The organism is Pseudomonas sp. FSL R10-0399, assembly GCF_009600165.1.
Classification (GTDB): Bacteria; Pseudomonadota; Gammaproteobacteria; order Pseudomonadales; family Pseudomonadaceae; genus Aquipseudomonas; species Aquipseudomonas helleri.
Genome location: NZ_WIWK01000009.1, coordinates 1 through 14919, shown reverse-complemented (window position 1 = coordinate 14919; position 14919 = coordinate 1). Strand labels below are relative to the sequence as shown.

Genomic DNA, 14919 nt, shown 5'->3' with positions numbered 1-14919 from the left:
GCAGGTGCTAACGGGGTACCACCTTTCATCGCCACTTGCAGCGGTAAATATCTGAAAGGTCCTGTGACCGCCCAGCCAACAAAGGAATGTCCATGTCGATGCCAGCACGTCCCGCTGCACCTATTCAAACCCTGTCCTCGCCTGTCCAGCAGGCGGTTTATACGCATTTTGCCAGTCGTCCTGGTATTGAAGAACTTATTCGCACCACGCTTCTGGCTGCGCTTACTGAGCGCTACCCGACCCTGGCGGTGGATCTGGCCAGTACACGGCTGGCCACCCCTCATGAGAGTGGCGTGTGGGGGTTGCCTCTGCTCATTGATCAAGTGATGGCCTACCTGGTCAATGGTGCTTCGTTTGAGATCAGCGAAATTATCCCCCCGCTTAATTATTATTTTTTGTCTGATCATCAAGGCAAGCGGCTCAAGCTCGCTGACGGGCATGATGTCGATATGAAAGTCGTGGAGACGCTCATTAAAGAGTTGCCCTGGCGTCTGCCGATAGAGGTTAAAAGTGCACTGACCGGATATTGGAATGAGCCTGTCGAGGGTGATGTCAGCCGCTGGAGATGGCTCAGTAGTGTTATCAAGGATACGTTGACGCTGAAGGTCATGCAGTCAACCGTACTGAGCGACCCGGAGCTGGAGACGGTGCGTCAGGTACTCGACTATGCGCAGAGTGAAGAGAGGATCAGCCGTTACGGTGACCAGGCCACTCGCGTCTATTACCTGCAATCTACGCTGACCTACCCGGGGAGGACTGAGAGTCTTATAACGCCTCATATTTTGTTAGTACGTTACCCGCAAGGGCAGGCATTACCGCCACTGGTCATGCTGTGCTTGCCAGACGGGAGCATTGAAACATTCAGTTCAGTTGAGTCGGCCACCCAGTCCAGAGCCCGTGTTGCCGAGGCCTTTTATGCCGTTGATAGCATAACCACCAAACGCTACGAAATTGACGGCGACGCCTTTGATACGCAAGCGGGGTTTATCCTCGGCAAGCAGTTAAGCAACCTCTCACAGCTGAAGTTGCCCACGACTGTGGGGCTTGAAGCGCTTAAAGCGACCTGCTTACAGATCACTGATGCCTCAAGGTTTTTTCTCAACACCAGCGCACCCCCGGCGGATACCTTGAGCAGGGTGCAATCGAAGCTTGCGCAGTGGTTAACAAAGGCATCCAGCGCCGATCAAGCGCGCTACCGTTCCTGGAGTCTGGCGCTGGCCGGTGCGAAAAAAAGTGCTCAAGGGCTGAGCTATCTGAGCGGTATCCCCGACATTCACAGCTTTGTTGTGAACTCGCTCAAGCAACAGCTTTTGCTTGATCAGCAACGTTATGAGCAGCCGGTCCAATACGCAGCAGCCTTGGCGGCCTGCGAGCCGGACGATATCGAGCTGACATTCTTGCTGGTGACGGGCGCATTCGCGCCGGGCAGCACCAATGCTTCGGGTTTGACCGAGCGGGTGAAAATGACCCTGACAGAACTGGCCCTTAAAAATCTCTCGGGTAAACCCCAAGGGGAGCTCATTAAGGTAGAACACCGCAGTGGGCTACCTCTGCCAGCATGGTTCACGGCGTCTTACATCACTCAAGGTAGCGGGCTGATTGAGTCGGTCGATATTGGTAAAAACTACCCTGAAAAGCTGAAAGCTTACTTACTGGATGACCCGTCATTAAGCGCCGATCGCGAAAAGCGCTTCTCTGAACAGCTCAAATGGCAATTACCGCTGCAAGCCCTGGAACTGAGCCTCAAGGGAGTGTCCGGGATGACGCCTTTGGGCGCACGTTATGTGGCGGCAATCATGCAGACAGAAGCCTATAACCGTTCTGTTGACGGCCAGACCATCGTGATACGTACCCTGGCGTTACTGAGCAGTGCAGAGGCCAAGCCAGATGTCGTGAGCAATATGTTCATCATCGAGCCGTTGAATCTCGAAGCAGGGCCGCATGTCTTGTATCGGCCTCTGTATGAGCAGTCGTTAGTGGAATTTACCTCTCGTACCGCGCTGATGGAGGCCATTGCAACGCCTTCTGAGCTGCAAACCAGTGTTCTGACCTGGCTGACCGATAGCGCCCGCACGATGTACGACAACGGAGGGTTTAAAGAGCCGCATTTCGTACGTTTTAATCTGGAAGATGACTTTGCGGTGACGACGTTTGAGAAGCCTGAACCCGCGACGCTGGCTGTGAATGGTGACGGTAGTGACCTGGCCCAGCATCTGGGTAATGGCCAACTTTTGCCTTACCTGTATCAAATCAATGCGCTAGCGCTGGTGCATCAGGCTGATCGCGATACCGTATCCAACCGAGAAAGCAGATGGCGCCTTTTTCTGGAGGGGGCCAATCTTTTTTTCAATATTTTTATGCTGCCCTATCTTCGTGGGCCGGTGATGCTCACAGCCTGGTTCCTGCTGCTGGTCCAGGCACTCGCCCGGGATGTGCCTGCTTTGAGCAGTGATGACGCGGTAACCCGTGAGCTGGCCGTTGTCGATTTATTACAAAATCTGGCGATGGTTTTGCTTCAAATGAGAGCAATCGCCCCTCCACTAGCAAGCCCGCAAGCAAGGTCGACCCCTTTGTTGCGTAAAGCCCCTGTCCCGCGACGTATTTCCAAGGAATGGCCGCCGCGGCCTCCTGCCACCGTCAAGGACGGTGTCGTGTTCATGCCTGGGGAATGGCAAAAAAAAGCCATTGAAGATCTGGATTTCAGTTTTGCCAGTGCCAACAACCGGCTTACGCCTGATTTGCGCAAAAAACTTGAGGCCCTTGCAGTACCTAAGCCTCAAGCCCTGCCATTGCCCGAACGCTCGGATGCCTTGGCTGGCCTCTATTTAACAGACGGTGGCGGTTATGCCTTTATTGAGGGGGCTTATTACCCCGTGCAGATTGATGCGGGCGAAGTGAGCATTGTGGGCGGGCCAGCGTTGCAATCTGATGCGCAGGGACGCTGGACAGTGGATCTGAAAATGCGCTTGAGGGGTGGCGCTCCGGGTAAGCAGGTAAAAGCTGTGCGTGAGCGCAAGGCCCAGCGTGCGACTGAGCTGGGAGATGAATTGACTGCCTTAAGGGATAAATTCGACAGTGTAAAAACAAAAATTAATGTTTATGAAAATTTAATGAAACTGTTTGAAAGTGATTCGCGAAGAACAGCGGAAGAAGTATTGGATCAGCGTCAAAAGTATGTGGCAGAACTGATGTCAGGTCTGAGTGTTGTGGAGTCGTTGTTTGGTGCTATCAAGGAAGTCAAGGAGTTAGGTGTTGTTTTTTCAAATCAGAATATTGTGAATTACATAGGCGAAATTATTAATTTTCTCAGTGCTTGTTTGGCGCAGGTCAGTAAGATGCGACCAGTTCTTGATGCTAAGTGGCAGGCTTTGGATTTAAATTACCAAGGGCCTTCTTCTTCCAAAGCCAGTGTGGCGTACGCAAGATTGGTTGTGCACAGAGAATATATGAATGGCATTATTAAGTTTGAAAATCAAAGAATCGAGTGGCTCGAAAAAACAAAAAAATACAGTGATGAGGTAGCTGGGTTTGGAGCGGAGGGCAGAGAAGCGTCAGAGCGCTTGCACGAAAAGCTCGCGAAACAGGAATTAACGCCGTTGCATATCAAACAATTTTTAGTTGCGTCGTTAGTGCGCGTTAGTGTAAATGTTTTTAATAGTGCTCTTACGGTGTCGCTGATAAAAATAGCCTCACCACTGCGTGAGTTGATACAGACTCACGATCAACTCAATAAGCTGGATTTTTCTCCCCAAGAGCGCCTGGATGTATTGAACAGTCTGGTAGAACAGTACGGCCATGTACTTGATGGCATTTTAGACTTCAGAGTTGTGCATGCTGAAGAAGTGGAGGCTGAAGCTTTTCAAGCGTTTGTTGATATGGTGGTAGGCGTCTATAAAGACGCAGAGCAGCAACTGGCCAATGAGCTGGAACCCCTTAAAAAGTTAAGTGCAAAGAGTAAAGACAAAAAGCAGTCTTTGTCCTCTCGGCCGCAAAAACGTATTTTTAATACGCGCAATAAAGGGCGTTTGATTGGGGATTTGAAACCGCAACAGGCAGGCGCAACGGGTGAGGAAGTAGAAGTCCGTACTGATCAAGATAATGAGCTGCTGTCTACCTATATTAAAAAAGGAGATGAGTGGGACCTTGTCTCTGTCGCCCGTTCTGACGCGCCAATACCCCCAGGTCGTAAATTGCCTGAGATTAAAAAAGAAGCACTGAAACTTTATGACATGGCTGATATTCATCTAAGGCGTTCAGAGAGCCTTATTAATAGCGCCAGGTACCCTCAAGAGGCCGAAGAGACGCTGTTACATGTGGCTGAGCGCTTGAGCCAATGCGCTGCCGAACTTGAAGAGGCCAGCAGGGCTGACACTGAAAGCTGGCGCCAACGTGAGGATCTGGAGTTAGTGGGGGGCATGCGAGCCAGAGCGCTGGACATGAAAGCCAAGGCGCATGACTTGCGTGTTCGTTTAAGCCTGAAACTCCCCCCGACCCATGGCACTCTTCAATTCTTGCTTGAAAAGAGGCTGGTGAGAATCACGTTGAATCGTAAGCGTTCGAAGCTTAAACGAGACTTTATTGATGAGTACGCGATCAAGGATGCTGCTGGCAATTTTATCTGGTGCGCGCATTTTCACTATAAAGACGCCACTACGCCCAAAGCGGATTATGCGGTGGCGCACCTCAAGCTCTGGAGCCAGCGAACATCTGATTATTGGTCGCTGAAGGAAAAGGCGAAAAACCAGCACGATGTGGTTGAGGTGCATCGCGGTCAGATCGGCAAGAACCTTGCCGAACAATGGTTTTTGCCGTTAACCACGTAATGACATGAGCTACGGGTTAAATGCCTCAACTGCGTGGCGTGCGCAGTGAGGTATTTTTGCAGAGACCTCTGGCGCAGCTATCCTGCTAGCCGTTAATGTTCGCTTAAAGAAAAACATAGAAAGGGCTGTTGCATGAAGGTGCTTTGGGGGCTGGGGAAGGTGCTGACGTTGTTGTTCTGGGTTGTCGTTGCGATCAACGTTTTCAAACCCTTGAGCAATCCGTTCGACCTGCTGATCAACCTGGCAGGTAGTCTGCTGTTTTTGACTCATTTGCTTGAGCTGCTGCTGTTCAATAGCAGCCTGCAAGGGCGCCCACATCCTTGGCGTGACCGACTCTACATCCTTTTGGTAGGCATCCTGCACGTACAAACTCTCCCTAAATCTTCCGGACAGGGCAACAGTCATGCGTAAGTTATGTTTAATGGCAGCCCTTTGCAGTCCGTTTGCCCATGCCGAGGTGGTGCAGGTCGAGGCTAACTCGATGATGCGTCTGCCCGCGAATGTGGCCGTTCTGACACTCGAAAAACTCGATGTAGCGGACTACGGCACTCTGCTGATTCCGGCGGGTGTCAGTCAGGTCAACATTGATCAACTGCATTTGGGGCATGAGTCACGCATTGTCATCGTGCCGGCCGAGCGTGGGATTGAGCTGCGTGTAGCCAATGCCGAGCTGGGTGAAGGCAGCCAGATCAGCACGCGCGGTGCAGCGGGGACGTTTGAAAAACCGGCCAGACCTGCCCGTGATCTGAGCCTGAGAATCGAAGCGTTGCAGGCCGATCAACTGTCCATTGACGCCCGTGGCGGCACTGGCGCACCGGGTTTTGTCGGGCTTGATGGTGGCAATGGCGCTGAACCGGGTTGCACCTGGGGATCAGCCGGAGCAGGCGCCAATGGTGACGACGGCGGTAATGGGCATCAGGGCGCTGCGGGCGCACAGGTACGGGTCGAACTGCCCCGAGACTTCCCCGATGATCAGATCAAAGTACTGGTCGATGGCGGTGCAGGCGGCAAACCCGGCGCGGCCGGCCGGGCAGGTGCGGGTGGCAAATCCAAAGGCTGCATTGTTTACCGTACCGATGGCGGCAAATCGGGTCGCCCGGGTCAAACCGGGCAACCGGGTGATGCTGGCCCGGCAGGCGCCGTGACCGTCCAGCGGTTGTAAGAAACGCCCACGTCTCGCGATTTTTAAACATCAAAAGATCGCGAGGCAAGCTCGCTCCTGTCAAACATGAAATAAGTGATTGATTCTAAAGGCCCTGTAGGAGCGAGCTTGCTCGCGATCTTTTGATCTTTATCTAAGAGCACCCTTCTCCCTAGCCCTCTCCCGAAGGAGAGGGAACCGATTGGGGGGATGCTTACGATATTCGCTGTCCTGTTTGATGCGCGACAGCGCGGCGTCGAAGACGGGGCGGCCACTCCTATCAAACACAAAATAAGTAATTGATTCCTAAGGTCTTGTAGGAGCGAGCTTGTCTCGCGATCTTTTGATCTTGATCTGGCTTTTGATCTTGATCTAAGAGGCCCCGTTAAACCACGCTGGCCGAGCGCAGGTTTTGCGCAGAGGGTAACCCGGCAGGACGCCGGGTTAGCCGTGACACGGCCAGGGATGGTTGATCGCAAGGCCTGTGGTGAGGGCATGCCGAGCCACAGCGAGGCACCGAGGGGTTGGGGCAAAAAGCGTTTGGCCACTTTGCGCTTTTCAAAGTGGCACGGCGTAAGGCCGGAATTCTAAGTGGCCGTTACCGCAGCAACGGATATGTACCCAAGAATCCCGAGGTGGATGGTTTTTACGGCTGCACGCAGCCGATCGCAGCCTTCGTACCTCGTCAGCGACTACAGTAACCTGTTTGCTGCGCGACAGCGCGGCGTCGTAGACGGGGGCGGCAACTCCTACAGTTAGGAGGTAGCGACCCCTTCAAAACATCGGGCGCGCCCCGGCAATCGCCACCAGCGCGAGACCTATTAGCAAGTTGCACCCGACCAGGCGGCGAATCCGCCCCATCACCGCCGCGCCTGCCGCCCATTCCTGAGCCTCAACGGCCTTGCGCAATTCGGGCAGTTGCAGTGATTGAATGCGGATAAACAGGGCGACCATGACGATGTACACGCCCATCATGATCTGCACATAACGGGGCGCCGTTTCGAACCCGCTAAAGCGCATGTGCAGCAGGCCGACACCGCTTATCGGCAAAATCACCACCGCGACCCACACCCAGCCAAAAAAACGTTGAAACACTTCAACCCACAGTTTTAGCCGGGCAGGGCCTTCAAGGGCCGTCATTGCGGCGGGGCGCAGGATCATCCAAGCGAAAAACATCCCGCCCACCCAAATCAGGGCCGCCAGTAAATGCAGGCTGTAAGTAACAGCGAAGGTGGTCATTGGGGTACTCCGTTCGGCGCAGGATCAATTAGCGGGGTATGATAGCGGCCATTCGAACCACTGAAAATTTATCCAGCGTTTCTTGCGCCCGAAGAACCATGATTAGTACCGAACTCAAATCCCAGATCCAGGGCGCTTATTCGCGTTTTCTCGAAGCCAAGAGCCTCAAGCCGCGCTATGGCCAGCGTCTGATGATTGCTGAAGTCGCCAAAGTGCTGGGCGATATCGATACCGACGAAGAAAACCATCGTACCGGCGACCCGGCGGTGGTTGCCGTTGAAGCGGGCACCGGTACCGGTAAAACCGTGGCTTACAGCATGGCCGCCATTCCGACCGCCAAGGCTGCGGGCAAGCGTCTGGTGATTGCCACGGCAACTGTCGCCCTGCAGGAGCAGATTGTCTACAAAGACCTCCCGGACCTGATGCGCAACAGCGGGCTGAATTTCAGCTTTGCGCTGGCCAAGGGCCGTGGGCGTTACATGTGCCTGTCCAAACTCGACATGCTGCTGCAAGAAGGCCACGCACAAACCGCGACCGCGCAGTTGTTTGAAGAGGAAGGCTTCAAGATTGAAGTCGACGAAGCCAGCCAAAAACTGTTTACCAGCATGATCGAAAAGCTGGCCGGCAATAAATGGGACGGTGACCGCGACAGCTGGCCCCAGGCGCTGGAAGACCAGGACTGGGCGCGCCTGACAACGGATCACAGCCAGTGCACCAGCCGCCATTGCCCGAACTTCGGTCAGTGCGCCTTTTACAAGGCCCGCGAAGGCATGGGCAAGGTCGATGTGATCGTTACCAACCACGACATGGTGCTGGCTGACCTGGCGTTGGGCGGTGGCGCGGTTTTGCCTGACCCGCGTGACACGCTCTATGTGTTCGACGAAGGTCACCACCTGCCAGACAAGGCCATCGGCCACTTTGCCCACTACACCCGTTTGCGCTCGACCGCTGACTGGCTGGAGCAAACCGGCAAAAACCTCACCAAACTGCTCGCTCAGCATCCGTTGCCGGGCGACTTGGGGCGTTTGCTGGAGCAAGTGCCGGAGCTGACCAAAGAAATCAAGGCCCAGCAGCAATTCATGTTCAGCGCCTGTGAGCAAATCGCTGACTTCAAGGTCGGCGAAGAGCCAGAAGGCCGTGAACGCCCGCGCCACCGGTTTGTGGGTGGCGTGATCCCTGATCACCTGCGTGAAATGGGCATTGAACTGAAGAAGGGCTTTTCGCGCCTGACCGACGTGTTCACCCGTTTGACCGACCTGCTCAAGGACGGCATGGAAGGGGAGGTCAACATCGGCATCTCCAGCCAGCAGGCCGAGGAGTGGTACCCGTTGTTCGGCAGCCTGCTGTCGCGGGCTCAGGGCAACTGGGAGTTGTGGACGGCCTTTACCACTGAAGACCCTGAAGACAACCCGCCCATGGCGCGCTGGCTGACCCTGGCTGAAAGTGGTTCGCTGTTCGACATCGAGGTTAACGCCAGCCCGATTTTGGCGGCCGAGATGCTGCGTCGTAACCTGTGGAACGTGGCCTACGGTGCTCTGGTGACCTCGGCGACGCTGACCGCACTGGGCACGTTTGATCGCTTCCGCATGCGCGCCGGTCTGCCGAAAACCGCAGTCACAGCGATTGTGCCGAGCCCGTTCCATCACGCTGATGCGGGGGTGCTGCGTGTACCGGATCTCAAGGCTGACCCGCGTGATGCGACTGCGCACACGGCGGCGATCATTCGTGACCTGCCGGGGCTGGTTGAAGGTTCGCGCGGCACGTTGGTGCTGTTCTCTTCGCGCAAGCAAATGCAGGACGTTTTCGACGGCCTGGAGCGTGACTGGCGCAAGCAAGTGTTTATCCAGGGCAACTTGTCCAAGCAAGAGACCCTGAATAAACACAAGGCGCGGGTGGATGGCGGCGACTCCAGCGTGTTGTTCGGCCTGGCCAGTTTTGCCGAAGGCGTGGACTTGCCCGGTGCTTATTGCGAACACGTGGTCATTGCCAAAATCCCCTTCTCGGTGCCCGATGATCCTGTTGAAGCGGCCTTGGCAGAATGGATCGAAGCCCGTGGCGGTAATCCCTTCATGGAGATTTCAGTGCCCGATGCATCGCTCAAGCTGGTACAGGCCTGCGGGCGTTTGCTGCGTACCGAACAGGACCGCGGCACCATCACATTGCTCGATCGGCGGCTGGTGACCCAGCGCTATGGCAAGGCGATTCTGAATGCCTTGCCGCCGTTTCGACGCGAAATTTCATAAGTGCAAGCCGGCGTCCATGCCGGCCTTGCTGTCGTCTATGCTGTGAGCTTCAAAGCCTCACAGGCCGTATTTGGCCGTTAGGGAGAACCAGATTCATATGATTCGCCGTTCACTGTCTGCAGCTTTTGCGTTGCTGGTCACGACCCCGTTGTTGGCGGCGCCTGCCGGTCAACAAACCCTGTTCAATTTCGTTCGCCCGGCCGATGTGGTGCAAGTGGCGACCGTGGATGCGAACTTGCCGCAGTACAACGCAGAGCAAACGGCGGAAGGTGAAGTACTGCGTCGTGTGACCTTTAACCCGGCCGCGGCCCCCAGCTTGCGCCTGACCCCGCAAGCCGGTGTGTGGGACTGGTCGCAATCGGGAATGATGACTCTGCGTATCCAAAACGCCATGAACTGGGCCCTCACGCTCGATGTGACGGTGCAGAGCAAGGACGGCAAGACCCTCACCAGCCGTGTTGACCTGCCGGCCGGCCCTGCGCAAACCCTGTTGCTGCCGTTGCAGGCCAACTCTCCCCGCAGCCAGGGCATGCGCGCAGGCCCGCCGATGCCAATGACTATCGACGGGCAGCGCAGTTTGCTGGCCAGCAGCCAGGGCGAAATTGACCGCAGCCAAGTGGTCTCGGTGACGTTGTCGATTCCGCAGCCCAATGCCGCGCAAAGCATCCTTCTTGAGCGCTTCGGTGTGCAGGACGGCGCGGGTGTGATCAAGACCGTTTATGGCTCGATTGTCGATGGCTACGGTCAGTCCACTCGGGCCAAATGGCCAGAGCGTGTGTCCAGCGATGAGCAGCTCAAAGCCTCAGCAGCCAAAGAACAGCAACAGCTCAAAGGCTGGCTGGCGGCGCGCAGCGGGCTGGATCAGTACGGCGGGTTGCTCAAAGGCCCGGCGTTTGACGCGTCGGGGTTTTTCCGCACAGAAAAGCGTAATGGTCGCTGGTACCTGGTCACCCCTGAAGGTCATCCGTTTTACTCGTTGGGCCTGAACGCCGTGACCGCTGAGGACAGCCAGACCTACGTGACTGGGCGTGAGTGGATGTTTACCGATTTGCCCAAGCCCGGTGCACCTTTGGCCGGTTATTACGGGACTTCGGATCATGACAGCAACAACGGCTCCTCCCAGGGGCGGGCGTTTGATTCGGGGCGCTGGTACAACTTCTACGCGGCCAACTTGCAGCGCCTCTACGGTGAGCCGTGTGCGGTCGGCAAAGCCGAGCCGGGCGCCGATCCCGCAATTCCTTGTGCCCCTGAAGCCTTTGATGCCAAGCGTTGGCAGGCTCACACCCTGGATCGCCTGCAAGCCTGGGGTTTTAATACGATCGGCAACTGGAGCGACCCGGCGCTGGGCGTTAACGACCGTGTGCCTTACACCTTGCCGTTGTCGATTGTGGGCGATTACAACAGCATCAGTACCGGCACCGATTGGTGGGGCGGCATGCCCGATCCGTTTGACCCGCGCTTTGCCATGGCCACCGAACGCGCAGTGGCGATTGCCGCCCGTGATCACCGTGATGACCCGTGGCTGATCGGCTACTTTGCCGATAACGAACTGGCGTGGGCTGGCGGCGGTGACGACCCTCAGTCACGTTTTGCCCTGGCGTTGGGTACCTTGCGCATGACCACGGATGCGCCGGCCAAGCGTGCGTTCCTCAAGCAACTGCGCGACAAGTACCGTAACCAGCAAGGCCTGTCCAAAGCCTGGGGTGTTGATATCCCGGCGTGGGAGTTGATGGAAGACCCGGGGTTCAACGGCCCGCTGCCGAATGCAGAGCATCCGGAAATTGAAGCGGATTACACCTACTTCCAGAAAGTCTTTGCCGATACGTACTTCAAGACCATCTCCGATTCGCTGAAATGGCATGCGCCGAATCACTTGTTGCTGGGCGGGCGCTTTGCCGTGAGCACCCCTGAAGCTGTGGCGTCGTGCGCGCAGTATTGCGACGTGCTGAGCTTCAACTTCTACACCCTGCAACCGCAGGACGGTTATGACTTCGCCAAGCTGCGTGAACTGAACAAGCCGGTGATGATCACCGAGTTCAACTTTGGCTCCCGCGACCGTGGCCCGTTCTGGGGTGGCGTGACTGAAGTGGCCAGCGAAGAAGCACGTGGCCCGGCGTATGCCAAGTTCATTAAGCAGGCCGTGGCCGAACCGTCGATTGTCGGGGTTCACTGGTTCCAGTACCTGGACCAGCCGGTAACCGGTCGCTTGCTTGATGGTGAAAACGGCCACTTCGGCATGATCGGCATCACCGACCTGCCGTTCACCGGTTTTGTCGACAGCGTGCGCAAGACCAACCTGCAAGCGCTCGACCAGTTGGGCCAGGAGGCGGCTAAAGCCCAGGTTGACGCCGACAAAGCCCTCAAGGCTCCGGTGCAAACCCCACAAGACGCCAACGGTGGCCGCTCTGGTGCGGGCCATGCAGGCGGGCATTCGGGCAAAGGTCACTGATATTTCTGATTAGCGGCGATACATTTTGTCGCACCAGGGGGCTTTGAGCTTCACTTCTTGGCGTCGGCGACTAAGGTTTGCGTTCCAATTGAAGGGAATCAAACCAATGGACGCAAAAGGATCGTGTGACAGTCGGTTTGCTGCGGTGCAGCAAGCCTTCGAAGAAATCTTTGATGACCCCCAGGAGCGCGGTGCTGGGCTGTGCATCCAGGTCGGCGGCGAGACGGTAGTCGACCTGTGGGCGGGCGTGGCGGATTTAGAAAGGACCAAGCCCTGGAACCGGGACACGCTGGTCAATACCTACTGCGCGATAAAACCTTTCACTGCGGTAGCCACCTTGATGTTGGTGGAAGAGGGCAAGCTGGCGCTTGATCAGCCAATTTGCCATTACTGGCCCGAGTTTGCCCAGGGCGGCAAGGATCAGGTCACCTTGCGCCAAGTGTTGTCGCATACCTCCGGGACCCCTGCCTTGCGTTTGCCGAGTCGCACGCCCGAGATGTATGACTGGGATGAGATGGTCAAAAAAACAGCCGCAGAGCCATTATGGTGGCAGCCCGGTACAGAACTTGGGTACGGCGCCACGACTTACGGGTGGATTCTCGGTGAATTGATCCGTCGGGTTGATGGCCGGGAGCCCTGCCGGTTTATTCGCGAGCGCATTACCGAGCCCAATGGATTGGAAGTACAACTGGGAGTGGCTGAACAGGACTTTCACAGAATCGCCCACTTTGGCCGGGCTGAAGGGCGTGAAGGTGACAGCTTTGCGATAGCTTTGCGGCATGTGATGTCCAAACAACCCGAGCACGTAGCGACACTGGCATTTACCAACCCTGCTGTAGGCCCCAAACAAACCACGGATCCTCGCTGGTGGTCTTACCGTCAACCGGGTGTGAACGGCCATGGCACGGCTCACGGTCTGGCCGGTTTTTACAGTGCGCTGCTCGGTGGGCGTCTGATTGGCCCTGAACTGCTCAGCGAGTTCACCCGCGAGCACAGCAACAGCATGGATCGCGTGTTATTGCGCCCGATGCGCTATGGGTTGGGCTGCATGTTGGAGCAGCAAGCTGACCAGGCCGCGTCCAAGTGCATGGGCCCCAATACCTTTGGGCATGTCGGGTTGGGTGGCCCCGTCAGTTTTGCAGACCCGGAGCGGGATGTGAGCTTTGGTTTTGTGACCACAACCATTGGTAGTCATGTTCTGCTGGATCCGCGTGTCCGCAAGCTTGCCACGTTGGCCTACGCCGCACTTTAACGTTCTCGGGCGGCCTGATAAGTGCTTCAGATTGCGATCTTCAACCCCGTGAAGATCGCAGTCTCTTGCAGCGTTCGACCAGGCCGCTGCCCCGGACTTTTTCACAAAAAATCCATCTCACGCCTGATACCCTGCGCACCTTGATGAAAATGCCCAGAAATTGTGCGTTCTGACCGGCTTGCTCTGTTTCAAAATCCTACCGGTACTGGAACAATGCACGCCTTGTAGAGCCATGCTTGATCCAGGAGGTAGGGGTGCACATTCAAGGGTTTCACGACCTCAATTTCGAAGCCGTGCGTGAGGCGTTTGCTGATTTGTTTAATGATCCGCAAGAGCGCGGCGCAGCCCTGTGTATCCAGATAGCGGGCGAAACAGTGCTCGATCTGTGGGCCGGTACGGCTGATAAAGACGGCGAACAGGCTTGGCACACAGATACCATCGTTAATCTGTTTTCGTGCACCAAGACCTTTACCGCAGTGACGGCCTTGCAACTGGTCGAAGAGGGCAAGCTGGCACTGGATGTTCCCGTTGCTCGCTATTGGCCTGAGTTTTCAGCGGCTGGCAAAGAGTCCATCACCCTTCGCCAGTTGTTGAGCCACCGTGCGGGTTTGCCTGCGCTGCGTGAATTACTGCCGGCTAGCGCGTTGTATGAATGGCCAACCATGGTCGATGCACTGGCCGCAGAGGCGCCATGGTGGACACCGGGCGAAGGTCATGGTTATGCCGCGATTACCTACGGCTGGTTGCTGGGTGAGCTGATTCGTCGTGCAGACGGTCGCAGTCCCGGGCAGTCGATTGTGGCTCGCACAGCCAGGCCATTGGGGCTGGACTTTCATGTCGGGCTGTTAGATGAAGAGTTTCACCGTGTCGCGCATGTTGCCCGCACCAAGGGCAACATGGGTGATGAAGCGGCCCAACGGATGTTGAAAGCGATGATGAATGCCCCGTCTTCCATGACGACACGGGCATTTACCAATCCGCCGTCTATTATGACCAGCACCAATAAGCCGGAGTGGCGTCGTATGGAACAGCCCGCAGCGAATGGTCATGGTAATGCGCGAAGTTTGGCCGGCTTTTATAGCGGGTTGTTGGAGGGGAAATTGCTGGAAGCCGAAATGCTTGAGCAACTGACCCGTGAACACAGTTTGGGCGAGGATAAAACCTTGCTCACCCGGACGCGTTTCGGGCTGGGCTGCATGCTTGATCAACCGGGCGTACCCAATGCCACGTTTGGCCTTGGGCCAAAGGCGTTTGGTCACCCTGGAGCAGGTGGTTCAATTGGCTTTGCCGACCCTGAACGCGAGGTTGCATTCGGGTTTGTGACTAATTCACTGGGGCCTTATGTATTGATGGACCCACGCGCGCAAAAGTTGGTGAAAGTATTGGCACAGTGTTTATAACCGGGTTTTTATAAACCGTAGGTCGGAACGCGATAGCTTTTATGTGTTCAATACGTTTTTTTATATGGGCGTAGTGCCTTTTATTTTTAATTCATTGTGTGGATATTCAATGTCATCTAATAAGACTCTCGCTCTGGCTCTTTGCCTGGCTATTACCGGTTGCGCACAAACTCCACAGAATGACGCCGAAGGTGGCCACAAATGGTGGCAGTTCGGGTCGTCTGATCAGGCTCCGACCGCTGGGGACAAAACTGCCAGCGCTTCAGCCAAACCAACGAACACGCCAGCAGCCAAAACCGCCATCTCGAACAAAGGAGCGAATTGTGAAAGCGTGGATTGTATTGCTGCTGGCTCTGACCTTGCCGATGACGG

The 14919-nt window shown here is 55.9% G+C and carries 8 protein-coding genes and 1 pseudogene; 8 read left to right on the top strand and 1 reads right to left on the bottom strand.

From position 1 onward, the window contains the following. Positions 1-92: 92 nt before the first annotated feature. From GHO41_RS04250 to GHO41_RS04240, 3 genes are all read left to right on the top strand, one after another. Positions 93-4823, top strand: coding sequence for a dermonecrotic toxin domain-containing protein (locus GHO41_RS04250; RefSeq protein ID WP_153433021.1), 4731 nt, complete (start codon positions 93-95; stop codon positions 4821-4823). 132 nt (positions 4824-4955) lie between these two features. Continuing rightward, complete coding sequence (locus GHO41_RS04245) at positions 4956-5234, top strand: DUF1145 domain-containing protein (RefSeq protein ID WP_048386507.1); 279 nt, start codon at positions 4956-4958, stop codon at positions 5232-5234. Next, positions 5227-5985, top strand: coding sequence for a collagen-like protein (locus GHO41_RS04240; RefSeq protein WP_153433020.1), 759 nt, complete (start codon positions 5227-5229; stop codon positions 5983-5985). Before GHO41_RS04245 ends, GHO41_RS04240 begins: the two co-directional genes overlap by 8 nt. A 753-nt stretch (positions 5986-6738) precedes the next feature. On the opposite strand, the gene GHO41_RS04235 is transcribed toward GHO41_RS04240, so the two are convergent. Beyond that, positions 6739-7203 carry a CopD family protein gene (locus GHO41_RS04235; protein WP_048369445.1) on the bottom strand — a complete coding sequence of 155 codons (465 nt, stop codon included), beginning with the start codon at positions 7201-7203 and terminating at the stop codon, positions 6739-6741. A gap of 98 nt (positions 7204-7301) precedes the next feature. On the opposite strand from GHO41_RS04235, the gene dinG reads away from it, so the two are divergent. From dinG to GHO41_RS30250, 5 genes and pseudogenes are all read left to right on the top strand, one after another. Then, complete coding sequence (gene dinG, locus GHO41_RS04230; RefSeq protein ID WP_048369446.1) at positions 7302-9446, top strand: ATP-dependent DNA helicase DinG; 2145 nt, start codon at positions 7302-7304, stop codon at positions 9444-9446. 97 nt (positions 9447-9543) lie between these two features. Then, positions 9544-11895 carry a beta-galactosidase gene (locus tag GHO41_RS04225; RefSeq protein ID WP_153433019.1) on the top strand — a complete coding sequence of 784 codons (2352 nt, stop codon included), beginning with the start codon at positions 9544-9546 and terminating at the stop codon, positions 11893-11895. Positions 11896-12001: 106 nt separating this feature from the next. Further along, a complete protein-coding gene (locus tag GHO41_RS04220) occupies positions 12002-13147 on the top strand; it encodes a serine hydrolase domain-containing protein (RefSeq protein WP_048369448.1) in 1146 nt (381 codons plus the stop codon). Positions 13148-13401: 254 nt separating this feature from the next. Next, a complete protein-coding gene (locus GHO41_RS04215; RefSeq protein WP_371928834.1) occupies positions 13402-14547 on the top strand; it encodes a serine hydrolase domain-containing protein in 1146 nt (381 codons plus the stop codon). Positions 14548-14656: 109 nt separating this feature from the next. Next, positions 14657-14919 (top strand): annotated as a pseudogene (locus GHO41_RS30250) (OmpA family protein); the annotation flags it as partial.